This is a genomic window from Polaromonas sp. OV174 (assembly GCF_900112285.1).
Lineage (GTDB): Bacteria > Pseudomonadota > Gammaproteobacteria > Burkholderiales > Burkholderiaceae_C > Polaromonas.
Window position 1 is genome coordinate 29,307 of sequence record NZ_FOKZ01000008.1, and the last position, 26,161, is coordinate 55,467.

The 26,161-nt window shown below is 60.3% G+C and carries 24 protein-coding genes; 12 read left to right on the plus strand and 12 right to left on the minus strand.

Annotated features, from left to right (window positions below; all coding sequences use genetic code 11):
* Positions 1–33: 33 nt before the first annotated feature.
* The 12 genes from kynU to BM160_RS09055 all read left to right on the plus strand — a co-directional run bounded on the left by kynU (position 34) and on the right by BM160_RS09055 (position 11,374).
* Entirely contained in the window at positions 34–1,275 is a 1,242-nt protein-coding gene (kynU, locus tag BM160_RS09000; protein WP_092003788.1) for a kynureninase, read from the plus strand.
* 53 nt (positions 1,276–1,328) lie between these two features.
* Positions 1,329–2,306 (plus strand): Bug family tripartite tricarboxylate transporter substrate binding protein, encoded by a 978-nt coding sequence (locus BM160_RS09005; RefSeq protein ID WP_177218962.1) that lies wholly within the window; start codon positions 1,329–1,331, stop codon positions 2,304–2,306.
* A gap of 27 nt (positions 2,307–2,333) precedes the next feature.
* A complete protein-coding gene (locus BM160_RS09010; protein WP_092003794.1) occupies positions 2,334–2,777 on the plus strand; it encodes a RidA family protein in 444 nt (147 codons plus the stop codon).
* Positions 2,774–4,012: an alanine racemase gene (alr, locus tag BM160_RS09015; RefSeq protein ID WP_092003797.1), complete on the plus strand. Its 1,239-nt coding sequence runs from the start codon at positions 2,774–2,776 to the stop codon at positions 4,010–4,012. Before BM160_RS09010 ends, alr begins: the two co-directional genes overlap by 4 nt.
* Before the next feature lie 15 nt (positions 4,013–4,027).
* Entirely contained in the window at positions 4,028–4,603 is a 576-nt protein-coding gene (locus BM160_RS09020; protein ID WP_092003800.1) for a 3-hydroxyanthranilate 3,4-dioxygenase, read from the plus strand.
* A 65-nt stretch (positions 4,604–4,668) separates the two neighbouring features.
* On the plus strand, positions 4,669–5,676 hold the full coding sequence (locus BM160_RS09025; RefSeq protein WP_092003803.1) for an amidohydrolase family protein: 1,008 nt from the start codon (positions 4,669–4,671) through the stop codon (positions 5,674–5,676).
* Between the two features lie 266 nt (positions 5,677–5,942).
* Complete coding sequence (locus BM160_RS09030; protein ID WP_092003806.1) at positions 5,943–7,106, plus strand: ABC transporter substrate-binding protein; 1,164 nt, start codon at positions 5,943–5,945, stop codon at positions 7,104–7,106.
* Between the two features lie 11 nt (positions 7,107–7,117).
* Positions 7,118–8,008 carry an alpha/beta hydrolase gene (locus BM160_RS09035; RefSeq protein WP_092003809.1) on the plus strand — a complete coding sequence of 297 codons (891 nt, stop codon included), beginning with the start codon at positions 7,118–7,120 and terminating at the stop codon, positions 8,006–8,008.
* Positions 8,005–8,925, plus strand: coding sequence for a branched-chain amino acid ABC transporter permease (locus BM160_RS09040; protein ID WP_092003810.1), 921 nt, complete (start codon positions 8,005–8,007; stop codon positions 8,923–8,925). Before BM160_RS09035 ends, BM160_RS09040 begins: the two co-directional genes overlap by 4 nt.
* 30 nt (positions 8,926–8,955) lie before the next feature.
* A complete protein-coding gene (locus BM160_RS09045; protein ID WP_092003813.1) occupies positions 8,956–9,909 on the plus strand; it encodes a branched-chain amino acid ABC transporter permease in 954 nt (317 codons plus the stop codon).
* A complete protein-coding gene (locus BM160_RS09050) occupies positions 9,909–10,664 on the plus strand; it encodes an ABC transporter ATP-binding protein (protein WP_177218963.1) in 756 nt (251 codons plus the stop codon). Before BM160_RS09045 ends, BM160_RS09050 begins: the two co-directional genes overlap by 1 nt.
* Positions 10,661–11,374 carry an ABC transporter ATP-binding protein gene (locus tag BM160_RS09055; protein WP_092003821.1) on the plus strand — a complete coding sequence of 238 codons (714 nt, stop codon included), beginning with the start codon at positions 10,661–10,663 and terminating at the stop codon, positions 11,372–11,374. The genes BM160_RS09050 and BM160_RS09055 overlap by 4 nt, the downstream gene beginning before the upstream one ends.
* Positions 11,375–11,536: 162 nt before the next feature.
* On the opposite strand, the gene BM160_RS09060 is transcribed toward BM160_RS09055, so the two are convergent.
* The 12 genes from BM160_RS09060 to BM160_RS09115 all read right to left on the minus strand — a co-directional run bounded on the left by BM160_RS09060 (position 11,537) and on the right by BM160_RS09115 (position 25,971).
* Complete coding sequence (locus BM160_RS09060) at positions 11,537–12,274, minus strand: RNA polymerase sigma factor FliA (protein ID WP_092003824.1); 738 nt, start codon at positions 12,272–12,274, stop codon at positions 11,537–11,539.
* Positions 12,275–12,331: 57 nt separating this feature from the next.
* Positions 12,332–13,030, minus strand: coding sequence for a P-loop NTPase family protein (locus tag BM160_RS09065; RefSeq protein ID WP_092003827.1), 699 nt, complete (start codon positions 13,028–13,030; stop codon positions 12,332–12,334).
* 10 nt (positions 13,031–13,040) lie between these two features.
* On the minus strand, positions 13,041–15,389 hold the full coding sequence (gene flhF / locus BM160_RS09070; protein ID WP_177218964.1) for a flagellar biosynthesis protein FlhF: 2,349 nt from the start codon (positions 15,387–15,389) through the stop codon (positions 13,041–13,043).
* Between the two features lie 20 nt (positions 15,390–15,409).
* Positions 15,410–17,500 carry a flagellar biosynthesis protein FlhA gene (gene flhA, locus BM160_RS09075; RefSeq protein ID WP_092003833.1) on the minus strand — a complete coding sequence of 697 codons (2,091 nt, stop codon included), beginning with the start codon at positions 17,498–17,500 and terminating at the stop codon, positions 15,410–15,412.
* The gene (flhB, locus tag BM160_RS09080; protein WP_092004159.1) at positions 17,497–18,639 is read right to left on the minus strand and encodes a flagellar biosynthesis protein FlhB; all 1,143 of its coding nucleotides are present in this window, start codon (positions 18,637–18,639) and stop codon (positions 17,497–17,499) included. The genes flhA and flhB overlap by 4 nt, the downstream gene beginning before the upstream one ends.
* 130 nt (positions 18,640–18,769) lie before the next feature.
* Positions 18,770–19,411: a protein phosphatase CheZ gene (cheZ, locus tag BM160_RS09085; protein WP_092003836.1), complete on the minus strand. Its 642-nt coding sequence runs from the start codon at positions 19,409–19,411 to the stop codon at positions 18,770–18,772.
* Position 19,412: 1 nt separating this feature from the next.
* The gene (gene cheY, locus BM160_RS09090; protein WP_092004162.1) at positions 19,413–19,811 is read right to left on the minus strand and encodes a chemotaxis response regulator CheY; all 399 of its coding nucleotides are present in this window, start codon (positions 19,809–19,811) and stop codon (positions 19,413–19,415) included.
* 46 nt (positions 19,812–19,857) lie between these two features.
* Entirely contained in the window at positions 19,858–20,943 is a 1,086-nt protein-coding gene (locus BM160_RS09095; RefSeq protein WP_092003838.1) for a protein-glutamate methylesterase/protein-glutamine glutaminase, read from the minus strand.
* The gene (gene cheD / locus BM160_RS09100; protein ID WP_092003841.1) at positions 20,940–21,599 is read right to left on the minus strand and encodes a chemoreceptor glutamine deamidase CheD; all 660 of its coding nucleotides are present in this window, start codon (positions 21,597–21,599) and stop codon (positions 20,940–20,942) included. Before cheD ends, BM160_RS09095 begins: the two co-directional genes overlap by 4 nt.
* Positions 21,596–22,465, minus strand: a complete 870-nt coding sequence (locus BM160_RS09105) for a CheR family methyltransferase (protein ID WP_092003844.1) — start codon at positions 22,463–22,465, stop codon at positions 21,596–21,598. The genes cheD and BM160_RS09105 overlap by 4 nt, the downstream gene beginning before the upstream one ends.
* A gap of 336 nt (positions 22,466–22,801) precedes the next feature.
* Positions 22,802–24,001, minus strand: a complete 1,200-nt coding sequence (locus tag BM160_RS09110; protein WP_092003847.1) for an EAL and HDOD domain-containing protein — start codon at positions 23,999–24,001, stop codon at positions 22,802–22,804.
* Positions 24,002–24,411: 410 nt separating this feature from the next.
* Complete coding sequence (locus BM160_RS09115; RefSeq protein ID WP_092003850.1) at positions 24,412–25,971, minus strand: methyl-accepting chemotaxis protein; 1,560 nt, start codon at positions 25,969–25,971, stop codon at positions 24,412–24,414.
* Positions 25,972–26,161: the final 190 nt, after the last annotated feature.

A 26,161-nucleotide genomic window follows, 5' to 3' on the forward strand; every position in this document is an offset into this window, starting at 1 on the left:
GCGAATCCATTTAAAGATATTAGGAGACAAACGATGAATGCACACACAAAGACCATCACACGACAGGATGTCGCCAAACTCGACGCCGCGGATCCGCTCGCGCACTGCCGCGATCTCTTTCAACTTCCGGAGGGCGTGATCTACCTGGACGGCAATTCGCTCGGTGCACTGCCCAAGTCGGTGCCACCGCGCATGTCGCGGGCGATCGAGCAGGAGTGGGGCGTGGGCCTGATCCGTTCATGGAACGACGCCGACTGGTATCCGGCGCCGCAGCGCGTGGGCGGGCGCATTGCGCCGCTGATCGGTGCCGCGGTCGACGAAGTCATCGCCGCCGACTCGACCTCGGTCAACCTGTTCAAGGTTCTGGTGGCGGCGCTACGCATGCGTCCTGGCCGCACGCGGATCGTCGGCGAGATCGGCAACTTCCCGACCGATGTCTATGTCGCCAGCGGCGTCGCCGAATTGATGAATGCCGACTTCGTCGCGCTCGAGCCCGACGCGGTGCTCGACGCGATTGATGAGCGGGTGGCCATCGTCTCTCTGACGCATGTCAACTACAAGACCGGGCGCGTCTACGACATGGCCGAGATCACGCGCCGGGCGCACGCTGTTGGCGCGCTGGTGGTCTGGGACCTGTGCCACACCGCTGGCGCCATGCCCTGCGACCTGAACGGCGCCCAGGCCGACTTCGCGGTCGGTTGCGGCTACAAGTACCTCAATGGCGGGCCGGGCGCACCGGCGTTTGTTTATGTCGCCAAACGCCACCATGCGGCGCTGCACCAGCCGCTGACCGGTTGGCATGGCCATGCGCGGCCGTTCGAGTTCGTCCATGGCTACGAGCCCGCTCCGGGTATGGATCGCATGCTGGTGGGCACAGCGTCCCAGCTGGGGCTGATTTCGCTGGAGGCGGCGCTCGAAGCCTTCGACGGCGTCGATATGGCGGTGCTGCGCAGCAAGAGCGAGGTCATGACCGACTTGTTCATCCGCCTGGCGGATCAGGAACTCACCGGCTTCGGCCTGGCCACGCCACGGGACGCCGCAACGCGCGGCAGCCAGGTGTCGCTCACGCATCCCGAGGGCTACGCGATCATGCAGGCGCTCATTGCGCGCGGCGTGATCGGCGATTTCCGTGCGCCGAATATCCTGCGCTTCGGCTTCGCGGTGCTGTACCTGAGTTTCGACGACGTCTGGAATGCGATCGCCACGCTGAAGGACATCATGGACACCAAGGTGTGGATGGAGCCCGAATTCCAGCAGCGCAAGGCGGTGACATGAGGCGCCCGAACGCTGCAAGCCCTTCAGTCGCCCATCAACCCAGGAATGAAAACATGCTCTTCAATGCAACCAGACGGATCTTCGTGGTGGCCTGTGCAGCCGTGTCGGTGCTCGGCACCGCATCGGCGCAAACCAGCGACCGCATCAGCGGCCCGGTCAAGCTGCTGGTGGGATTTCCGGCCGGCGGCGCCGGCGACCTCATCGCCCGCGTCGTCGCCGACAAGTTGTCGGCCTCGCTCGGCGTCACGGTGATCGTCGAGAACAAGCCGGGCGCCGGAGGCCGCATTGCCGCCGAAGTGCTGAAGAACGCACCGGCCGACGGCAACACGGTGCTGATCACGCCGTCGGCGCCGATCGTCATCGCGCCGCTGACCTTCCGCAAGCTTAACTACAACCCCGAAGCGGACTTCGTACCCGTTGCGCAGTTGGTGAAGTTTCCTCTCGTGATCGCCACCGCTGGAAGCAGCCCGTACAAGACCTTGAACGAATTCGTCACGCTGATCAAAGCGGATCCGACGCAGGCTACGTTCGGCACCTCGGCCGCCGGCAGTCAATTGCACTTCCTCGGTGTGATGTTCGGACAGGCGATCAAGGTTGAGATGACGCATGTGCCGTACCAAGGGGGCTCGCCGCTGGTGAACGACCTGATAGGCGGCCAGATCCCTCTCGCGATCGATCAGTTTCCGCTGGAGCTCTACAAGGCCGGCAGGATCCGCATGCTCGCAACCTCGGGCGCGACGCGTTCGCCGCTCATGCCCGAGGTGCCGACCTTCAAGGAACAAGGCTTCCCCGGCGTCGAAGGTGAAGCCTGGTTCGGCGCCTACATGCATGCCAAGACCCCGGCGACTATCGTGCAACGCATCAGCGAGGCCTTGGTGAACACGGTTCGGCAGCCCGACGTGAAGCAAAAGCTCGCACAGGCCGGTCTCGAAACGACGGGACTGAAGGCGCCGGAATTCGCAGCGCTGGTGGCGTCGGATCGTAAGCGGTGGAAGCCGGTGATCGAAGCATCGGGCTTTCGCGGCGACTGAACCTTGCAGTTTAGGAAGATAAGAATCATGACATCACTACCAGTGACCGAAGCCATGGTCGTGGCTGGCAAAGCCAAGCCACGCGGGCGCTTCCCGCATGTCAAACGCGCGGGCGATTTTTTGTACATCTCAGGCACCAGCTCGCGCCGGCCCGACAACTCATTTGCTGGCGTGTCCGTGGATGAGATGGGCGTGACAGCGCTCGACATCCGGGTGCAGACGCGCGCTGTGATCGAGAACATCGGCGACATCCTGAAAAGCGTCGGCGCCGACCTTGGCGACCTGGTCGAGACCCAGGTCTTCCTCGTCAACATGAACGACTTCGGCGGCTACAACGCTGTGTGGGCAGAGTTCTTCGACTACGACGGCCCGACCCGCACCACGGTGGCAGTGCACCAGCTGCCGCACCCGCATCTGCTGATTGAAATCAAGGCGGTGGCCTACAAGCCAATGCCAGCAAGGAATCCATGAAATCGAGCCGCCGAAACTTTACTTTGTCCGTTCTTGCGCTCGCCGTGGGTTCGCAGGCCGGCGCCGCCCCGCGCTTGGCGTCCGAGTTGGTGCGCACGCCCGGCCTCGATGTCACGCGAAACTCGAACGCATGGCTGGAGATCGATGCCTCCGCGTTCGAGCAGAACCTGCAGAAGGTGAGGGATCGCCTGAACGAACGCACCCGCATCTGCGTCGTCATGAAGGCCGACGCGTACGGCCACGGCATTTCGCTACTGATGCCCTCTGTCATACGGATGAAGATTCCCTGCGTGGGCGTGACGAGCAACGAGGAAGCGCGGCTGGTTCGCCAAAGCGGCTTCAAGGGTCAGTTGGTGCGGCTACGCGCAGCACCGTTGGGCGAAATGGTCAACGGCATGCGCTACGGCGTCGAGGAACTGCTCGGCAACCTGGACGTTGCGCGCCAACTCGCCGAGCAGGCGCGCAGGCGCCACCTGACGGTGGCCTTTCACCTGGCGCTCAACTCCGGCGAGATGGCACGCAACGGACTCGAGGTTGATGACGAGAAGGTCAAGCAGCAGACGCTCGAGATCCTCGCGATGCCGGGGCTACGTCCGGTCGGCATCATGACCCATTTCGCGATGGGCGAGGCCGATCAGGTGCGCGCCGGTATCGCGGAGTTCGATCGCGATGCCCACTGGCTGATCGAGCAGGCCGGTCTCGATCGCAAACGCATCACGCTGCATGCTGCCAATTCCTTCCTGACCTTGGACATCCCGGAGGCGCACTTCGACATGGTTCGGCCGGGGCGCATCCTCTATGGCTTCTCGACCAAGGGCGACTTCAAGAAGGCCATGCGCTTCATGACCCGCGTGGCTAGCGTCAACGAGTATCCGAGCGGCAGTGGCGTGAGCTACAGCCACACGTTCGTGCTCAAGCGCGACTCGCGGCTGGCCAACATCCCCGCGGGCTATTCCGACGGTTATCGTCGCGCATTCGGCAACAAAGGCTACGTGCTGATCAACGGGCATCGCGCGCCTATCGTCGGCTCGATCACCATGAACACCTTCATGGTCGATGTGACCGATTTCCCGGACGTCAAAGCCAATGACGAAGTCGTGCTCTTCGGCCGGCAGGGCGACCAGGAGATTACGCAGCTCGAGTTGCAGACGGTCATCAAAGACATCATGGTTGATATGTCCGTCCCATGGGGCGCGACCAATCCAAAAGTACTGGCGTCGCGCGCCGCGCGCTAATTACAGGAGACAAAAATGGGACTGAATTTCAAATACGGACGCCCCCTCAACTTCCAGCGCTGGCTGGATGACAACGCTCATCTGCTCAAGCCGCCGGTGGGCAACCAGCAGATCTGGAAAGACGGCGACTTCATGGTCACCGTGGTGGGCGGCCCCAACCAACGCAGCGACTTTCATGACGATCCGATCGAAGAGTTCTTCTACCAGTTCAAGGGCAATGCCTTTTTACTCATCTGGGACCGCGGTCAATACGACCGCGTCGACCTGAAAGAGGGCGACATGTTCCTGATGGCGCCGCACACCTTGCACTCGCCGCAACGCCCCGAAGAAGGCAGCCTGTGCCTGGTCATAGAACGCCAGCGCCCGCAGGGAGAACTCGATGCCTTCCAGTGGAGTTGCGCGAAGTGCGGCACCGTGGTGCAGCGTTATGAAAAGCAACTGGAGAGCATAGTCACCGACCTGCCCCCGGTCTATGAACGCTTTTACGCCACCAGCGAAAGCGAACGCAGCTGCCCCCAGTGCGGCCAGGTGCACTCTGGCCGTGATTTCCGAACCTGGCATGAGCAGCTCCACGCAGCCCATGGGCTCTAAAGAAGCCGGCATATCCCTGCAAGGCCTGCGGCTGCAGTTCTGAAAGTTAAGTGTTCCTCTTTGCCATGACAAATCCTCAAAAAATCGACATCCATTCGCACCACTTTCCGAAGCTGAGCCGTGCCGAGGCAGCCACGCTGAATGCGCAAACCGGCCCCTGGCTGCGCATAGCCAGTGACGGTGAACATGGCCACATCATGGCCGGCGACAAACCCTTTCGGCCGGTAAGTCGTGTGCTGTGGGATGCCCAAGCCCGCCTTGAGGACATGGATGCGCAGGGCGTGGACATCCAGATCAGCTGCGCTACCCCCATCATGTTCGGCTACAGCGCAGCTCCTGCGATCGCCGCGGACTGGGCGCAGCGCATGAACGACCATGCGCTTCAGTTCGCCAGCGCCAAACCGTCGCGTCTCAAGGTGTTGGCCCAAGTGCCCCTTCAAGACTTAGAGCTGGCCTGCGCCGAAGCCAGTCGCGCCAAGGCCAGCGGCCATGTGGGCGTGCAAATCGGCAACCACCTGGGCGATCGCGACATGGACGATCACCAGATGGTGGACTTCCTGATTCATTGCGCCCACAACGACATTCCTGTGCTGGCCCACCCCTGGGACATGATGGGTGGCGAGCGCATGAAAAAGTGGATGCTGCCCTGGCTGGTCGCCATGCCCGCAGAAACCCAGCTCGGCATTCTTTCCTTGATTCTTTCTGGTGCCTTCGAGCGCATTCCAGAAACATTGAAACTGTGTTTTGCCCACGGTGGAGGCTCTTTTGCCTTTCTGCTGGGACGGGTGGACAACGCCTGGAAGCACCGCGATATCGTGCGCGAAGACTGCCCTCGCCTGCCATCGTCCTATGTGGATCGCTTCAGCGTGGACAGTGCAGTGTTCGAGCCTCGTGCGCTGCATTTGTTGACCGAAGTGATGGGCGCACAACGCGTGATGCTGGGCTCGGACTACCCCTTCCCGCTGGGCGAGCCACAGATTGGCCAACTTGTCTCTGAAGCCGCGTTTCTGTCTGACGAACAGCGCCAAGACATTCTGGCAAACAACGCACGCCACTTCTTTGGCCTGGACTGACCGACGATCGGTCAGTGTCTATTTCCATAACGCGGCAAGACTAGGGGAGACACTGAGGAAAAATAAATAATTTACTTATAAACTATTTATTAATAAAGTTAATTGAGAACGCCATCCGCAAACCAGGCCCGACTCTTGCTTGATGGTGCCATGCGTTTTACGTGTCCTCGTGGGCAATGCCGAAACCAGCTTCCATCGGGAGCCAGGGCCTGCAGTTGAAGCACAGATTGAGTCCCGTTTTGAAAATTAACACAAGGAGAGACAGCATGAAATTTCGCATCCATCCCACCCTGATCGCTTCGGCCATCTTGCTGGCCAGCACCTGCGCAACGGCGCAAGTCAAGATTGGCTTCATCGGCACTTTGTCAGGGCCAGGCGCTGCGCTGGGTCAGGATCAATATGACGCTTTCATGCTGGCCATTGAACAAAAAGGCGGCAAACTTGGCGGCGTTCCCGTCACCGTGATCAAGGAAGACGACCAGCTCAAGCCAGACGTTGGTGTGCAAGTGGCACAAAAGCTGGTGGAAAAAGAGAAGGTTGATGTGATCACCGGCGTCACCTTCTCCAACGTGATGATGGCGATTCACAAACCCATCACCAGCGCAGGCGTGCTGCTGCTCGGTTCGAACGCCGGCCCGACGCCGCTGGCTGGCGCCGGTTGCTCACCCAACTTTTTCTCCAGCTCCTGGGACAACGACGAGTTGCACGAAGCCGGTGGCCAGTTGATGATGGACCTGGGCCACAAGCGCGCCTACGTCATGGCCCCCAACTACCAGGCCGGCCGCGATGCCGTCAACGGTTTCAAACGCGACTACAAAAATGCCGTCATCGGCGAGGTCTACACCCAGGTAAACCAGCCCGACTACTCGGTTGAAATCGCACAACTCCAGGCCGCCAACCCGGATGCCGTGTATGTGTTTTTTCCAGGTGGCATGGGCGTGAACTTCGTCAAGCAGTACCGCCAGGCCGGTTTGCTCGGGAAAATCCCGCTGGTCTCAGTCTCTACCATTGACGGCTCCACCCTGCCCGCGCTGAAAGAACTCGCCGTAGGCGCGATCACCTCGGCACCTTACTCGCCTGACCTGGACAACCCGCAGAACAAACAGTTTGTGGCCGCGTTTCAAAGCAAGTACAAGCGCTCACCCTCCATGTACGCGGCGCAGTCTTATGACGCGGCCAACTTGCTCGACTCGGCCATGACAAAAACCAAGGGCAATGTGAGCGACAAGGAAGCCTTGCGCACAGCGCTCAAGGCAGCCGATTTCAAATCGGTGCGCGGCGCCTTCAAATTTGGCACCAATCAGTTCCCTATCTCCAACTTCTACCGCGTTGACGTGGTGAAAGATGCCAATGGCGCGGCCTTTGCCACCAAGAGCCCCATCCATATCAAGCACCGCAATGACTTGGCCAGTCAATGCCAGATGAAATAAGTTGGTGATTTATGCCGCTGTACCGTGACTTCGAACAGGCTGAACTGGATGTGCAATACAACGCACGCGGTACGGTGGCTGACATCATGCCGATTCTTCGCGAGTATGCCGAACAAAGCGCGGCGGCAAGGGCCGCGCTGCCCTGCGTACTCGACGTTTCCTTCGGCGACCACCCCGACGAAACGCTGGATATTTTCCCGGCGGCCCAGCCAGACGCGCCGGTGTTTTTCTTCATCCATGGCGGCTATTGGCGGCTTCTTTCCAAGAGCGATTCCAGCTTCATGGCACCGGCCATGACGGCGGCCGGCGCCACGGTGGTGAGCATCAACTACTCGCTGGCGCCTGCCGTCACGCTGGACCGCATCGTGGACCAGACGCGCCGCGCACTGGCCTGGGTCTATCGACATATTGCCCGGCACCATGGCGATGCGCGCCGCATCCATGTCTGCGGCAGCTCGGCCGGCGGCCATCTGGTCGGCATGCTGCTGGCCGGTGGCTGGCACGCAGCCTACGGCGTGCCGGAAGATGTCGTGCAAAGCGCAGCCCCCTTGAGCGGCCTGTTTGAATTGGAGCCGCTGGTGCATACGCACATCAACGAATGGATGCACCTGTCGCCAGCCGACGCACTGCGCAACAGCCCGATGGCGCATTTGCCAGGCCTAGGCTGCCCCTTGCTGGTGTCCTATGGCGAAACTGAAACGGCCGAGTTCAAACGCCAGTCCGATGACTACCTGCAGGCCTGGCGTCAGCGCGGCTTTGCCGGGGACTACCTGGCCATGCCGGGCACCAACCACTACGACATCATCTTGCAACTAAACAACCCGGCCAGTGTGCTTACTCGGGCGATTTTTCGCCTGATGGGCCTGCACGAAAAAGACAACGGCCATCTGGAGACCGCATGAGTTTGGACTTGATCATTCTGCAATCCCTGAACGGCGTGCAGTTTGGAATTTTGCTGTTCCTGATGGCGGCCGGCCTGACGCTGGTCTTTGGCATCATGAACTTCATCAACCTGGCGCATGGCTCACTCTACATGTTCGGCGCCTACTTTGCCGCTGTCATTTACGGCCATACCGGTTCGTTCTGGCTGGCCATCGCGGCGGGCTTTGTCGGGCCCTTTGTGCTGGGGGCTGTCGCCGACGCGCTGGGCTTGTCCATACTGCACCGGCGCGACCATCTGGACCAGGTGCTGGCCACCTTCGGCATCGTGCTGTTTTGCAACGAACTGGTACGCGTGCTGTGGGGCAACGCCCCCCTGTTCATGGATGCGCCGCCACTGCTGGCCGACTCGATTCAACTGCTGGGGCTTAACTACCCAGCTTACCGCTTTGCCATCATAGGCGTCGGTCTGCTGGTGGGCCTGGGGCTCTACCTGCTGATTGAACGCACGCGCATCGGCATGCTGATCCGGGCTGGCGCCAGCAACCGCGGCATGGTGTCGGCGCTGGGCGTCAATATTGGCTGGCTCAACCGCTTTGTGTTTGCGCTGGGTGCGGGTCTGGCCGGACTGGCAGGCGCCATGGTCGGCCCCATCCTGTCGATACAGCCGGGCATGGGCGAACCCATCCTGATTCTCACGCTGGTGGTGATCGTTATCGGCGGCATAGGCTCTATACGCGGAGCCTTTCTGGGTGCCTTGGTCGTGGGCGTGGTTGACACGCTGGGCCGGGCCCTGATGCCAACCTTGCTGAACAAACTGTTTGAGCCCAGCATCGCCAACACAGCCGGACCGGCGCTGGCCTCGATCGGGGTTTACCTGCTGATGATCGTGGTGCTGGCCTTCAAACCCAACGGCCTGTTCCCTGTGCGCAATCGCTAACGGCGCATCAAGCATCTTCAGAATCAATTCATGAAAAAAATTCGACCCTTGCTGGCCATCCTGGTGATGGCGGCATTCTTGCTGGTCCCTGTCTATGCATGGATCACCAAAGACGTCTATGCCCTGACGCTGTTCGGGCGCATTTTGGTGTTTTCTCTGGCGGCGCTAGGCCTGAACCTGGCGCTGGGCTTTGGCGGCATGGTCAGCCTGGGCCACGCCATGTATATCGGGCTGGGGGCTTATTCGGTCGGCATACTGTCGGCTCTAGGCTTTCATGCAGGCTGGCTGCATCTGCTGGTGGCGCTGGGCGTGACCGCCGTGGTGGCGCTGCCGCTGGGCTGGGTCGCCTTGCGCACCCAGGGCATAGCCTTCATCATGATCACGCTCGCCATTGCCCAGCTTTTTTACTTTGTCTTTGTCGGTCTCAAGGGCTTTGGCGGCGACGATGGCTTGCGGCTGGAGCGCGCCAGTGATTTCGGCTTCCTGACCGGCAACACCTACGCGCTCTACTTGTCCCTGGCCGCTTGCGTCATCGCCACGGCTTTCCTCATCTCGCGTCTGGTGGCTTCGCGCTTTGGCCTGGTATTGCGCGCCAGCCAGGCCAGCGAACGCCGCGTCAATGCCGTGGGCACGTCCAGCCTGCCCTACCGGCTGCTGGTTTACGTTATTTCCGCCGAGCTGTGCGCCTTGGCGGGCTACTTTCTGGTCAACCTGACGGGCTTCGTCTCGCCCGCCTACATGGCCTGGATGGTGTCTGGTGAATTGATCGTGATGGTGCTGCTGGGCGGCCTGGGCACGGTGTTCGGGCCCATCGTCGGCGTTTCGGCTTTGCTGCTGGTGGAGGAATTCCTCAAGCTCTACACCGAGCACTGGCCGCTGATTCTTGGCCCGGCCATCGTGTTGATGGTGGTCTTCCTCAAGCGCGGTCTGTGGGGCTTGTTGTCTGACAAGGGCGAGTCCGTCCCTGCATCGGGAGGTCATTGATGAGTGCGTTGCTATCGGTTAGGGGCCTGGTCAAGCGTTATGGCGGCTTGCTCGTCACCGACCATGTGGACCTGGATATCCATCTGGGCGAGATTCACGCGGTGATTGGCCCCAACGGCGCCGGAAAAACCACGCTGGTGAACCAGATCGTGGGCGAAGTCCCCTGCGATCAAGGCAAGATCACGCTGGGCAGCCAGGACATCACCCGCTGGGCCGTGGCACGGCGCGCACGCGCCGGCATTGGCCGCTCCTACCAGATCAACTCCATCATTGCGAGCTTTACCGTGCTGGAAAACGTGTTGCTGGCGGTACAGGCGGCCCAGGGACACAACCTGCATTTCTGGCAGCCCGTCACTAGCAACAAGGCGCTGGTCGCCAAGGCCGATGAGGTGATGAGCCTGCTGGGCCTGCACACACAGCGCGATCGTCTGGCCGGCGTGCTGGCTTATGGGCAGCAGCGACAGATCGAGTTGGCCATGGCGCTGGCGATGCAGCCCAAGCTGCTGCTGCTGGACGAGCCCATGGCCGGCCTGGGGCCCAGCGAGTCCGAGCAGATGACGCAAATCCTGCTGGACCTGCGCTCGCGCTACGGCATTTTGCTGATAGAGCATGACATGCAAGCCGTCTTTGCCCTGGCCCAACGCGTCAGCGTGCTGGTGGCAGGCAAGGTGGCGTTTTGCGGCAGCCCGCAGGCGGTACGCGAAAGCGCTCTGGTGCGCGAAGCCTACCTGGGCGAGGAGGAGATTCCGGCATGAGCGACCAATTACTAACCCTCAGCGGCCTGGACAACGGCTACGGCGCCAGCCAGGTGCTGTTTGGCATGGCCTTGCAGGTGCAGCGCGGCCAGTGCGTCAGCTTGCTGGGCCGCAACGGCATGGGCAAGTCGACCACCATCAAGAGCATCATGGGCTTGCTGCCGTCGTGGAAAGGCGAAGTGCTCTGGAAGGGCCAGCCGATTCATGGCCAGCCGCCGCACCGCATTGCCAAGGCCGGCATAGGTCTGACGCCAGAGGGCCGGCAGATTTTCCCAAATCTGAGCGTGCGCGAAAACCTCATTGCCACGGCGATTCCCCGCCCGGAAAAAAGCAGCCCCTGGACGCTGCAAAGCGTCTACAAGTTGTTCCCCCGGCTGCAGGAACGCGCCAGCAACTTCGGCAACCAGCTCTCTGGCGGCGAGCAGCAAATGCTGGCGATTGGCCGCGCCCTGATGACCAATCCCGAGTTGCTGATTCTGGACGAAGCCACCGAAGGCCTGTCACCGCTGGTGCGCCAGGAAATCTGGAGCGCGCTGGCGCTGCTGCGCACGCAGGGCATGGCGATTTTGGTGATTGACAAGAACATCCGCCCCATCCTGGCGCTGTCCGACTACCACTACATCATTGAAAAAGGTCAGGTCGCCTGGTCTGGCACTTCAGGCCAACTGGAAAGCGACCCGGCGCTGCGCACGCGCTACCTGAGCGCCTAGACCGATAGGCTCAAGGCCCTGGACGCGGGCGGGCCGCCGGCCGCAGCTTACTATGAAATTAGTAGCTGCCTGCGCCCACCCCTATTGCGCAAAACTCACTTTTCATCAAATTTTCAGCTTTCAAGCTGCTGCGCCTGGGCGCTTTCACCACCGGCCTTGCAACTAGAGCGGCTCGGCAAGCAGCCCGCGCAGGCGACTGATGACCTGGCTATGCAACTGGCAGACGCGCGACTGGCTGACCTCCATCACGGCGCCGATTTCGCGCAGATTGAGTTCCTCTTCGTAGTACAGGCTGAGCAGCAGGCGTTCACGCTCGGGCACCGCCTCAATCGCCGCAATCAGCCGCTGGCGCAAACCGCTTTCCAGCAAGCGGGCCAGCGGGTCGCCGACCTGATCGCGCAGCTCGCCCTGGCATTGCTGGTCGATAAAGCTGTTTTCCTGGTCGTTGCGTTCAAAGTCTTCGTAATAAACCAGCTGGCAGCCGTGGATCTCCTGCAGCAGCTGTTGATAGGCCGGCAGTGGCAGCGCCAACTCTTGCGCAATCTCGCCTTCCGTGGGGGCGCGCCCGAGTTTTTGCTCCTGGGCATGAACCGCCGTGGCCACGCTACGCGAAGATCGGCGCAAACCACGCGAGACCCAATCGTTGGCACGCAGCTCATCGAGCATGGCGCCGCGAATGCGCTGGCTGGCGTAGGTTTCAAACTTGGCGCCCTGATCATCCTGATACCGACTGGCCGCATCCAGCAAACCCAGCATGCCGGCCTGGATCAGGTCATCCACATCAACGCTGGCCGGCAGTTTGGCAATCAGTTGCAAGGCCAGGCGCCGCACCAATGGCGCGTACTGGGCCAGCAAATCGGATGAGCCTGACTTGTCGATTTTTCCCTGGGAGGTATACATGAAGGATGACTCCTGCTTTCTTAACGAGAGGGGGATTCAGTCTTTGGCCGCCACATATCAGTGCATCTCGCACACCGCACGGGCGTCTCCTGAGGCCTTCGCCCCGGCAGACGTAGCCGGCGTTCGCCGGCCCGCCGGGAGGTAGGGCCACTGCAGCAAATCGGCAGCGATACGCCGAAAATCCCTGGCGGCGGGACTGCTCTGAAAGGCTTCGACGACGGTCAAATCAAGCCGCTGCGCCTGCAGCAGCAGCGGGTCGGCTCTGACCCAGCCGGCGGGCTCCAGCGCCACGGCCAGGTAGCGGCTGCCGGTGCGCGCCAGATTCTCCAAAATGCGTTTGGCCTCAGCCTCGTCGGCCACCTGGTTGACCAGCACGCGCACGCGCTGCAAGGCGTGGGCGTAATGCAGCCTTTTGATGCAGGCATAGGCCTGGGTGATGGATGCGGCATGCGGCTGCAACACCACCATGACGTTGTCCGCCTGCGCGGCAAATGGCGACAGCGCGCCATCCTGGTCAAGCCTGGCATCGACCAGCACCAGCCGTCCATCGCGCTGGAGGGCGCCTGGCTGCGGCCCGTCGTGCTCATTGAGCAGCAGCACATCCTGGCCTTGTTGCACCAGGGCGGCCGCCAGATTCTGCGCGACGCTCGCGGCGCCCGCGGCCGGCTCGTGGCCAAGCACCACCACCAGCCGCCCCAGGCTGCTGGCCATCAAACGTCGCAGGCCATCGGCCTGATCGGTCACCACTTTGCTCACGGCGATGCCCTCAACCCTGCACCGCAGCCATGTCGGACTGCGGCGACACGGTAGAGCCATCGCTCTCCAAGGCATCCAGCAGCACGAAGAGTTTGCCCAGGCCCTCAAACAGCGCAGCCCCCGGCACCGCGCGGCCGGAACGAAGCGATCGACCGGCCAGCTGCGCCAAGACATTGCGCGCCGTTTCAGCCCAATCCCCTGGCGCGTTTTGCAAGCGCAGCACCGTGGTGCAAGCCTGCGCGGCAATCAGCACGCGATTGCGCAGGGCAAGCGGACTGGCTGCGCCGCTGTCCCCCAGCTGCAGCAACCCTTGACTGATCAGCTTGAAGCAAGCCTCGGCCGCACGCTGCCAAGCCGGCCACTGCGCGATCTGCTGCGCGCTGGCCTGAATGTCAGCACTGGCCAGCACATAGCTGTGCGCCAGAAGCTTGCCGCTTTGCGCGTCAACAATACGCCTGACCACGCAGCGCAGCATGGAGGCATGGGCTGCCTCTTGAGAACCCTCATGCTTAGGGTCGGGACGCAAGCTCACCCACGCTTCGGCCACCGACAGCAAGGCCGATTTTTTTCTAAACATGACAGGCCGCGGGGCAGAGAATGACAGCCCTTCGGCCAGTTTCCCCAGCGTTTCCGGGCTGGCGCTTGCCATACTCATAACCCGAAGGTTGGCTGGCGCACAAGCCACCCACTGAAGGCCGCTGGAGCGCCACTCATGGATCTGCCGGAATGCCGGGATAGCGGCGAACAGATGAACCACCGGTTTTTCCAAGGCCTGCGCTTGCCCCAGGTCGAGCACGCCCTTGCCCGGCAGCGCGGCAAAGGGCAAGCCGGTGTTATCCGACAGCAGCATGCTGACCGGCACGCGAGCGCCGCCCTTCTTGCCCGATGACGGGCTGACTTCGCCACCGCTCATCAAGATGTAGTCGCTGCAATTGACACGGCTTTGGGCGCCGGCCTGTGCCAGCAGGGTTTGCGCCAGCGCTTGCTCCCCAAGCTGCGCATCGGCGAGCTGGCGCCACAGCACGCGTGTCTCCTCAAAGCCGATCTGGCCCTCGGCCAGCGCCGTCGCATTGGCGGTCAACTCCTGGACATCGTGAGCCAGCGTTCGTATCAGTTGCTGACACTGCGAACGCAGGCGTTCACTGACGGCTTGCGCCGCCGCCACTTGCGCCTCATTGCGAAGTGCCGCTGGCCGCTCGTCAAGATCGGCCTCGCCAGGCACAAACAGGGCGCTTTGACTTTTGGCCTGAAACACACTGTCGATCAGCATGTCGCGGTCGCCCAGCATCAGGTGCTCGGGAACCTTCTGGCCGCTGGAAATATAGTGAATGGGCAGCTGATGGCGGATCACGGTGTCAATCAGCGCCCCCGGATGCGTGGCCTCGTCGACCTTGGTAAAGATGCACCCCGTCAGGTCGCCGCTGCCGGCCTGCCCGCCATGGCGATAGGCCTGCACCACTTCATTGAGCGTGTCGCCATGGCTGGAGGCATTGAGCAGCAGCAAGCGCTTGACCGGACGAGTGGCGCCGCACAGCATGGAAATCTGCTCGGAAACGGCCCGGTCGCGCTGGCTCATGCCTACCGTGTCAATCAGCACCATGTGCTTGTCTTTCAGGTCTGACAGCACCAGTTCGAGATCGACGGCGTCTTTGACGGCATGCACGACCACGCCCAGAATCTGGCCGTAAATACGCAGCTGCTCGTAAGCACCAATCCGGTAGCTGTCGGTGGTGACCAGGGCCAGCTTGTCGGCGCCAAAACGCATCACGCAGCGCGCCGCCAGCTTGGCCGTGGTGGTGGTCTTGCCCACCCCTGTTGGCCCCATCAAAGCGTAGACGCCGCCCTCATCCATCAGGCTGTCTTCATCCTCCAGCATGGGCATCTGGCGCGCCATGGCGGATTTGACATAGTGCATGCCACTGGCATAGTTTTGGCCCGTGGGCAGATTGGCCAACAGGTCTTTGGCCAGGCGTGCGCTGAAGCCAGCACCCAGCAAGGTGCGCAGCAACTGACCGCGCAGCGGGTCGCGCCTTTGCGCCTCGTTCCAGGCGATGCCGGCCAGCTGCTCTTCAATCATGCCGCGCATCGAATGGATTTCCCGCAACACGCTGTCGCCATCGCCAGGCGCTGGCGCCGCGGTTTTGCTGTTTGCCGGGGCGGCCACGGCAAGCGTGCGGGGAACAATGACTGACGTCGCCGTGGCGCTGATGGCGGCAATGGTTTCCTCCAGCGTTGCCACGATTTCTATGCCTTCTGCCGTCACCCGGTTGGATAAGACGATGGCATCGGGGCCCAGCTTCTCGCGCACCAGGCGCAGTGCCTGGCGACTGGAGGGCGCGACAATTTTGCAAGTTTCCATACTCAATTCCGTTCTGGCATTCACACTCTTGCTCCAATCGTGGCGGTGACCTTGATGGTTCTGGTGTCGGGTATTTCAGCGTGAGAAAGCACCTTGAGCTGCGGCAGGCTGCGGCGCAGAAAGCGGGCCAACAGGACGCGCAGCGGATGCTGCACCACCAGGACCGGGAGCAAGCCCAACTTCTCCTGCCGTGTGATCGCCGCCTGGGTTTCCCTCAGCAGGTTGTCGGCCAGCCCTGGCTCCAGACCCTGGCTGTTGCTCAGCGCCTGCAGCAGCACGCGGTCCAGCGAACTGTCGAGCCCCATCACCTTCAGCTCTTCATTGCCCGGGAAAATTTGCTGGACAATGGCGCGCGCCAGTGCCAGGCGGATCAAGGAACTCAACTCCGTGGTGTCGCTCACCGTCGGCGCATTCTCGGCCAGCACATCAAGAATGGTGCGCATGTCTCGAATCGGCACGCTCTCATCCAGCAGGTTTTGCAGCACCCTCTGCAGCGTCGTGAGCGACAAGGCTTTGGGCACCAGGTCCTGCACCAGCATGGGCGACTCTTTGCCGATGCGATCGAGCAACTGCTGCACTTCCTGGCGTCCCAGCAACTCGGCCGCATGGGCATGAATCAGGTGATTGAGGTGTGTGGCCACCACGGTGCTGGCGTCAACCACCGTGTAGCCGTAGATCTGCGCCTGGTCGCGCAAGCTGCCGTCGATCCAGATGGCCGGCAAGCCGAAGGCTGGATCCTTGGTCGGCGTACCCGGCAGCGTCGCACTGACCTGACCCGGATTGATGGCCATCCATTGACCGGGAAAGGCCTCGCCATGACCGATCTCCACCCCTTTGAGTTTGACGACATAGGCGTTCGGCTTGATCTCGAGGTTGTCCCGGATATGGACCACGGGCACCAGAAAGCCGATGTCCTGGGCGAACTTTTTCCGAATGCTTTTGATGCGCCCCAGGAGCTCGCCGTTCTGCGCCCCATCCACCAGCGAGATCAGGCGATAGCCGACCTCAAGTCCCAGCGGATCCACCAGCGCCACATCGTCCCAGGTAGCCTCCTGCAGTTCCGCCGCAGCGGGCGGGGGCGGTGGTGGTGCAAGCGCGGCGCCGGCAGCGCTGGCGCCACCTTTCATCACACGCCGTCCGAGCCAGATCAGGCCGCCCGCAATGATCAGGAAAGCCAGATTCGGCATGCCCGGAATCAGGCCCATCAGGCCGATAACGCCTGCGGTCAGAAACAGCACCTGTGGATTGGCAAACAGCTGACCGGTGAGCTGTCCGCCCACATCCTCGTCGGTGGTGACGCGCGACACGATCACACCCGCCGCCGTGGAGATCACCAGGGCAGGAATTTGAGCCACCAGACCATCGCCAATGGCCAGCAGAGTGTAGGTCGTACCTGCCTCCGAAAATGACAGCCCGTGCTGGGCCATGCCGACGATCAAACCGCCAATGATGTTGATCACCAAAATCAGCAGGCCGGCCACCGCATCGCCGCGCACAAACTTGCTGGCGCCGTCCATGGAGCCGTAGAAGTCAGCCTCTTGCGCCACTTCGGCACGACGTTTGCGTGCCACGTCTTCACCAATCAAGCCGGCATTCAGATCGGCATCGATCGCCATCTGCTTGCCTGGCATGGCGTCCAGCGTGAAGCGCGCACCAACTTCGGCAATCCGGCCGGCGCCCTTGGTAATCACCATGAAGTTGATCACCACCAAAATGATGAACACCATGACGCCGACGGCGAAGTTGCCGCCCACCAGAAAGTGGCCGAAAGCCTCAATCACTTTACCGGCTGCATCCGGGCCGGTGTGGCCTTCCATCAGCACCACGCGGGTCGAAGCGACGTTGAGCGATAGCCGCAGCAGCGTGGTGAACAGCAGCACGGCGGGGAAGGCGGCAAAATCCAACGCCTTCATGGTGTACATGCTGACCAGCAGCACCATGATGGACAAGGCGATATTGAAGGTGAACAGCAGGTCCAGCAAAAATGGCGGCAGCGGCAACACCATCATGCTGAGAATCAGAATGATCAGAATCGGACCGACCAGCCCCTTGCCGTGGTTGCCCGCGAACATCTGCTTGGGCAGTTGCAACAATTTATTCACCACGCTCATGCGGCATTTCCTAAGGGGTCTAGTGATTCAGGGACCGGCAAGTCCGTGGGCGCGCGGGGCGCCACGCCGCCCTCGCTGTGTTGGCGATTGAGCTGATAAGCCCAGGCCAGCACTTCGGCCACGGCGGCATACAAGGCGACAGGAATCTCCTGGCCCAATTGGGTGTGGCGGTACAGCGCCCGGGTCAGCGGTGGCGCTTCAAGAATAGGCACCTTGTTCTCTTCGGCCATGGCACGAATGCGCAAGGCCACCAAATCGGTGCCTTTGGCGACCACTCGCGGCGCACGCATGTCCTTGTCGTGGTATTTGAGCGCCACGGCAAAGTGGGTGGGGTTGGTGACGATGATGTCCGCCTTGGGAACCTCGGCCATCATCCGGCGCTTGGCCATCTGCTGTTGCTGGCGACGAATCTGGGCCTTGACCTGCGGGTCGCCGTCGCTTTCCTTTTGCTCCTGCCGCAAGTCCTCACGCGACATGCGCAGCTTGCGAATATGGTTCCAGAGCTGATAGGGCACGTCAATAGCCACGACCAGCAGCAAGGCCCCCGTGATCAATGCGCAGCTGGTGGCCACCAGCTTCAAGGTATGTGGCAGCGCAGCGCGCACCGGCTCGCTCAGCAAGGCCATGATGGCGGCCAGATTGTCCGAGATCACCCACCAGGCCACCCCACCGATCAGCAAAGACTTGACGATGGTCTTGACCAGCTCGGCCAGTGATTCAGCGGAGAACATGCGCCCAATGCCGGCCACCGGATTCAGTTTTGAAAAATTTGGCGCCAGGGATTTGCTTGAGAACAGCCAGCCGCCGAGCGCCATGGGCGCCACCAGCGCGGCCACCAGCATCATGGCCAGCATAGGCATCAGTGCCTGCAGCGCATGCAGCACGGCGGTTCCCGCCTGCACCATCATGTGCGAGGGGTCAAAGGCGGAAGCGCGCTCGAACTGCAAGCCATTGCGCAGGGCGCTGCCGAAATGGTTGGCCATCATCTCGCCCATCAGCCACAGGGCGCTAATGCCGGTGGTCAGCATGACAAAAGTGACCAGCTCGCGGGAGCGCGCGACCTGGCCTTCCTCACGCGCCTTTTCCAGCCGCCTGGGTGAGGCCGGTTCGGTTTTTTCGAGATCACTTTCTTCCGCCATCAATGCTCCGGAGCATCAGACGAAAAAAAACGCCCGACTTCAAAGATTATTGAAGCAGGCGCCTTGAATTGATCGGGCAAACAAACCGGCGATAGACCTGCTTCTTGCGCAATCAGGAGCGCGTTTCAGCTTAAAAACCAAGGCTGGCCAGCAAGTCGTCGACCTGCCCCTGATCACCAACGGCCTCAGGATTGCCCGCCTTGATCTGCGGGCCGTTGAGCAGGCCGTGGCCGCTCTCCTGGCGTTTTTCAAGAGGCGCGTTGTCGATGAGAAGCTGCAGCAGCTGCGTCTCCATGTCCTTGATCACGTCCATCATTTTCTTGATGACCTGGCCGGTCAAATCCTGGAAATCCTGCGCCATCATGATTTCCATCAGCTGGGAATTGGTCGCGCTGACCTGCTGCGGAACCTCCGCCAGATAGCTGCGGGTGTCCAGCACCAGTTCACGTGCGTCATCGAGCTCCAGTGGGCTGGCAAACCAGACATCCCAACGTTGCGTCAGGCCATTGGCCTGCTTGGACAAGCGCTCTTGAATGGGCTGGGCGACGTCAATCGCATTGAGCGCTCTTTCGGCTGCCCGCTCGGTCATTTGAGCCACATAGCTCAGCCGGTCACGCGCATCCGGAATGGCTTCAGCGGCCCTGGCAATACTCTTGTCCAGACCCAGCTCACGCATGCCCTCGCGCATCTGGCGGGTCAGTTGTCCTATGCGATGAACCAACTGCTCCGCAGAGTCCCCGGGAGACGGACTGGAAAGTGCTTCCTGCGTCATATCAAGCACCTTCTTTTCCGATTTTTTCGAAAATTTTTGTGATTTTCTCTTCCAGGGTGACCGCCGTGAATGGCTTGACGACGTAGCCATTTGCACCGGCCTGAGCCGCCGCAATGATGTTTTCCTTTTTAGCCTCTGCCGTCACCATCAAGACCGGCAGTTTGGACATCGAAGGGTCGGCACGAATCGCCTGCAGCATGGCCAGACCATCCATATTCGGCATATTCCAGTCGGACACCACAAAGCCGTAGTTACCGCCCTTGAGCTTTTCCAGCCCGGCAGCGCCGTCTTCAGCCTCATCGACATTGACGAACTCGAGCTCCTTGAGCAGATTGCGAACAATCCGACGCATGGTCGGGAAATCGTCCACGACCAGAATTTTGATATTTTTATCTACCACGTTCACTCCAAAATTTGACTAACAACTCAAACCATCCACCCTGGCCCTACACCCGGTTGGCACGCTCGCCAAACGACCTCAGATGCGCCATCACACGCTGACTCATTTCTTGTAACGGCGCCACCTCGCTAGCACCCCCTATGGCAATCGCTTCACGCGGCATGCCAAACACCACGCAACTGGCCTCATCCTGGGCCAGCGTATGCGCTCCCGCCTGGCGCATGCGCAGCAGGCCATCGGCACCATCACGCCCCATACCGGTGAGGATCACGCCAATGGCATTTTTTCCGGCATGTCTGGCGGCGGAATCAAACAACACATCAATCGAGGGACGGTGCCGGTTGACCGGCGGCTCCTGATCCACTTGCGCCACGTAATTGGCGCCGCTGCGCGTCAGCGACAGGTGAAAGCCGCCCGGCGCAATATAGGCATGGCCCGGCAATATCCGCTCACCATGCACTGCCTCCGAAACGGCAATACGGCACAGGCCGTTGAGACGCTGCGCAAAAGAATGGGTAAAGCCTGCCGGCATGTGCTGGGCAATCAAGATGCCCGGACTGTCCGGCGGCAGCGGTTGCAACAGCTCTCTGATCGCTTCAGTGCCGCCGGTGGAGGCGCCTATGATGATGAGCTTTTCGGTACTCAGCAAAGGGCTGCGCAGCAGCGGGGCTTCGGCCATTGCGGCGGGCGCCACTCCCGTCGTGACACGCTTGGCGGGCAGCAACCTGGCCGCAGCAGCAATCCGTATCTTTCCGGCAATCAGATCGGTATATGACAGCAGGCCATCACGTATGCCAAGGCGCGGCTTGGTCACAAAGTCAATGGCACCAAGCTCCAGAGCCCGCAGCGCAGCTTCCGATCCCCGCTCGGTCAGCGAAGAGACCATCACCACCGGCATGGGACGCAAGCGCATGAGTTTTTCCAGAAACTCCAAGCCGTCCATGCGTGGCATCTCGACGTCCAGCGTCATCACGTCAGGGTTGTGCTGCTTGACCAGATCGCGTGCCACCAACGGATCCGAAGCGGTCGCCACCACCACCATGTCGGGCTGACTGTTGATGATCTCGCTCATCAGACTGCGTATCAACGCCGAGTCATCAACACACAGCACCTTGATTTTTTTTACCGTCATACGCTCAACGCCCTCTTTTTATTACCGTTGCGAAGTACGCCCGTATCGAACAGCTCCACCCTGTTACGGCCGCGTTGGTTCAACAGAACCTGCGCCAACTCCTGCTCTTCGTGCTGCACCAGCAAGGCGTCGCCCTGTTGACGCAGCTTGCGCACCGTCACCAGGCCAGTGCCAGGAAAATAGTTGATGCGACGCGGAAATTTGCCGCGCAGATCTTGCGCCGCAACGCGGACCTGCTCCATCTCCAGATAGCGCAGCACAAAATCGGCGTTTCGCTCACCGATATTGAGCATCGTCATGTTGGCCAGAACAGCGCCGCCACCAAAGACCTTGGCTTCGAGTCGTTCGCGCCTGGCGCCGCCTTTGAACAATTCATTGAGCAGCACCTCCATGGCGTACGCACCGTAACGCATGGCCGCCGCGGCATCCCGGGAGGTCGGGTCCGCATCGTCAGGCAGCATGAAATGATTCATGCCGCCAATACCGGCAGTGCGATCACGCACGCAAGCCGACACGCATGAACCCAACACGGTGGTCAACACCATATCTTCCGAAGTGACGTAATACTCTCCGGGCAACAGTTTCACCGCCGATACGCCAAACTCGCGGTCAAAGTAATGACGCGAGGCAACCTGCTCCATATCGACCGAAATCATGTCACCACCTTGGAGCGGCCAGCGGTCAACTCATAAACCGTCTGCCCACGCAGCCTAAAGGTCTGGTTGGCAAAAGCGAAATTTTCAGAATGCCCGGCAAATAGCAAGCCGTGCGGCTTCATCAGCGGAGCAAAGCGCTGCAAGATTTTTCCTTGCGTAGGCTTGTCGAAATAAATCATCACATTTCGACAGAAGATGGCGTCAAAGGTGTCGCTCAATGCCCACTTTGGATCCAGCAGATTGAGTCGCTCGAACTTCACCATCGCGGCGACTTCCGGACGTATCCTTACCTTGCCGGCATGCGCGCCTGAGCCTTTCAGGAAAAATCGCCTCAGCCGTTCGGGCGACAACTTGCTCACCTGTTCTGCCGTAAACACGCCTGCCACGCCCTTGGCCAGCACTTGAGTATCAATATCCGTAGCGATCACGGTGGCTGAGCCGGCCCGTCCCCCCAAGGCCTCAATCAAGGTCATGGCAATCGAGTAGGGCTCCTCCCCGGTAGATGCCGCAGAACACCACACGGTGATCGGCTGAGGACATGTTTTGACATGCGCCGCCAGTACCGGGAAGTGATGCTCCTCACGGAAAAAAGCCGTCAAATTGGTGGTCAGTGCGTTGGTAAACGACTGCCACTCGTCGCTGTGAGGGTCGGACTCCAGCAGTCTCAGGTAGGCGGAAAACTCCTTGAGCCTGAGCTCTCGCAGGCGCCGCGACAGACGGCTATACACCATCTGCCGCTTTTGCACACCCAATGCGATGCCTGCACGCTGATGAATGAATGAGCGTATTTTGGAGAAGTCATCGTCGGTGAGCAGAAAATCAGGTCCCACCGGGGAGGTCATAGCGATGGGGGAGTTTGTGTTCATACGCTTCTATGTCTCGCTTGTGCAAAGTGAGCGTTGAGACAGCTTTTTTGGATTTTCATCGCATGCACTGGCGGGGCGCCTGGAGAGGCCGAGCCAGCCCAGGCACATCGCGAAAACTTCATTGCTACAGGTTAAGGGGTTAGGTCACCACGAGGTGCGTGCATCAAGGCATGCACACGCCTCAATGTACCCAGCTATGGCGTGGTGTCATGCACCGAAAAACCATCCAAAGAGCCTTCACTTTCCCTCATCAGCATCCAGGCCATCCCGGGTATGCCGCTACACCTTGAAAGGAATCGCTGGACTTGTCCTCATGCCGCAGCGAAAACCTGGCCCTTAGATCTTGAGGTTCTGTGCCCACGCAAGGGCCGATAGGTGCATCTGGTTCACGCTCGCGGCAGTCATGAACAAGGCATCGGCAAAATCCGACGCACAGCCATGCTCTCGCTCGCACGCCTCGGCCAGAGCCAGGAATGGCCCATACATGCCATCCCGTGTCAGCAAGGCTTGCGCAATTGCTTCGGGCAACAGTATCTGTTTCAGCACGCTCTGAATCGGCACGCCCAGCAACTGATCCAAGAGAGAGAACATGCCCACGACAAACAGGTTTTCCGACTCCCCCTTGGAAAGAAAATTCTGACCAAGCAGCTCGGTGAAGCGTCCACGAACAATCGCCGCCTGCAGCAATGCGGGCGAGAATCCCTCCGCATTGGTGGTTGCCAGCAATAGCGAGAGCCAGCGAAACAATGGGGTGTAACCCAGCATCGCTACCGCATGTCGTAGTGACTGGATCTCAACCTCTATGCCGAAGCTCGCGGAATTGATGTAGCGAAACAACCTATATGAAAGCGTTGCATCACGCTTGAGCACTTTCTCCAGATGACGGACATCAGCATTTTCCTGAACCATTTGCATCAGCTGCAAAATCAACACCGTCTGCGGAGTCAATTCCCCCGATGACCTCAGTGCACGCGGCGTAAAACAGAGGTTCCCAAAAAAACCACTCAAGCCAAGGGCGGCACAAGCATCCCACTCCCGCCAATCCGAAATCTGGTTCATCACCAAAGATATAGGGGGCTGAACATGCGTGGTGAGGTTGCTTATGGCTGCCAGATTCGGATGCCCGACGCTGACCTCGACATGCGTCAAGAGAGGAAGCAGCGCCTCGTTGGAGGTCAGAAAGGAGAACTCCACATCGCACAGTACCAAGCCAAAGCCCAGCGAGTGCAACAGCATGGCCGAAGCCACATTGCCGGCATTTAAACAATCCTCCTGCCGCAACATCAACACCGTGTGCTGAGGCGACATGTTTTGCAACATTTCTGCGGACACGGCTGCCAATCCTGCATTCAGAAATAGGCATCCCGATTTGCAGTTGCTGAAATGCTCAGCAACAAGCGCCAGGAGTTGCGGCAAATCCGTTGAACTGGAGCTGTCGCGGCTATTTTCTTTTTTTTGCCACGCAAGCTTGTAGCCAATGACTTGCTGCATTGGATCAAGCAGCGGCACCCGCACCAGAAATTTATTTTCGAACATCAAGCTTCAAAGTTAGATTGTGAGCATCAGATAGTCCGTGTTGATCACCGCTTGCGCTTCGCGCGGTTCCGCAGACGAATCATCATGGGCACGCCTGGGCATGGTTGAGTGGCACAAAGATAGCCGGCCTTTACCCCGTGTGCAAGCCATCAAACGCACGGTCAGCCTGCGCCTTACCCTGCGCAGCTTCAATCCAACAAACATCACGTCAACATCAAGCTTTTCAGGGGGAACTGTAAAGAAAGGCGGCGAGACTCATTCCCCAAACAAAGCAGAAATCAGCCCGCTATATTCGGGATTGACTTCGCACCCTTTCTGCAGTCAGGGCGAGCCATGCCGGAGGGCGCCTGGCATGCGCGGACACCCGACGCTCAAAACACAAGGCCAATCGGGCCCAAGCCCGCAATGCCTCAGGGCATGCGAAACACCTGGACCGAGCGCGCAACAGTTCGCGACCTGTCGGTCAGGGTGGCGGCCGATTCGGCGGACTGCTCTACCAAAGCCGCATTTTGCTGGGTCGCATTGTCCAGCTGTGTGATGGCTTCATTGACCTGAGAAATTCCGGCCGACTGCTCATGGGTGGCATTGCTGATCTGATGCACCAATCCACTAACGCGCTGTACGGCAGACATCACATCCCTGATCGTGCTGGCAGCGCTTTCCATTTGCGCGGAACCGGCCGACACCTGAGCCACCGAGGCGCTGATAAGTTCGCGAATTTCCTTGGCCGCATGACCGCTGCGCTGTGCCAGCGCACGCACCTCGGCAGCCACTACGGCAAAGCCGCGCCCCTGCTCACCGGCGCGAGCAGCCTCCACGGCGGCATTGAGCGCGAGAATATTAGTTTGAAAGGCGATGCTTTCGATGACGGCAATGATCTCGCTGACCTTATGCGAAGACTGCCTGATTGCCCCCATGGCCACCCCAACCTCCTGCACCGCTTCGCCGCCACGCGTAGCCACGCGTGTACTACTCTCGCTCTCCCGTGAAACTTGAGTCGCGGTGTCGGCTGTCTGACGCACCGTGCTGGACAGCTGCTCCATGGATGCGGCCGTCTCTTCCAGACTGCTGGCCTGCGATTCGGTGCGAGCGGAAAGATCCTGACTACCCTGTGCAATCTCGGTAGCCGTTTGAGTGAAACCACTGATTTCACTGCGTACATCACCCACCACGGCGCGCAGATTGATTTGTATCTGCAACAACCGGCGCATCAGCGAATTCATGGGCTCGGCGTAATCAAGCGACACGACAGTTGCAAGGTTGCAGCCTGCCAGATCACGCGCAAACTGGTTGGCTTCCAAGAAGGCAACCGAGAAGCGCTGATGAAACCACAATACAACGGCTGCGCTGCCAGCCAGCAGCAAGGCGAGCTGGGTCAGCAGACTGGCCGGGCCCACCATGCCCAGTGCCGGAGGCAAGGCTGCCAGCGCAATGGTTGCCAGCAACGCCAGCGCCAATCGAGGTGTTAGCGGCATCGCCTTCAACTTGTAAATCCAGGCCCCAAGACCTAGCGGGCGCACTTGCCCGGCCTTCAGCTCAAAACTTTGGCGCCCAGCCTTCTGCTCCTCATCCAGGCGGCGATACAGCGCCTCGGCTTGTTCAATTTGCGTGCGGCTTGGCTTGATGCGAACCGAAAGATAGCCCCGCGGCTTGCCCGCCTCCATGATGGGGGTGACATTAGCCTCGACCCAGTAATAGTCGCCATTTTTCCGGCGATTTTTGACCAGACCGGTCCAGGGTGTACCACGGCCTATCGTCTGCCACATGTCCCGGAATGCTTCGGCCGGCATACCCGGGTGGCGGATCAGATTGTGCGGCTGCCCCACCAACTCTTGGTAGCTGAAACCGCTGGCCTCAACAAAAGCGTGATTGCAGTGGGTAATGACACCCTTGGTATTGGTAGTGGAAACCAGCAGATCGCTGACGGGAAACTCGTACTCCCGCTGGGTAACGGGCTGATTGATTCGCATGATGATCTCGTTGTCGATAGGCGCATAGCCGGGGCGCCCTGAGCCATCGCACGAATGACTCGGAACTGGGCCAAGAATGCACCATATTAAGTTGAGATCAACGAAATCAATTTCCCGAAGTCGACGCTTTTCCCAAGCCAGAAACGGTGAAAAGATTTCAGAAAATATGGTATCAATCTCGCATTGAAAC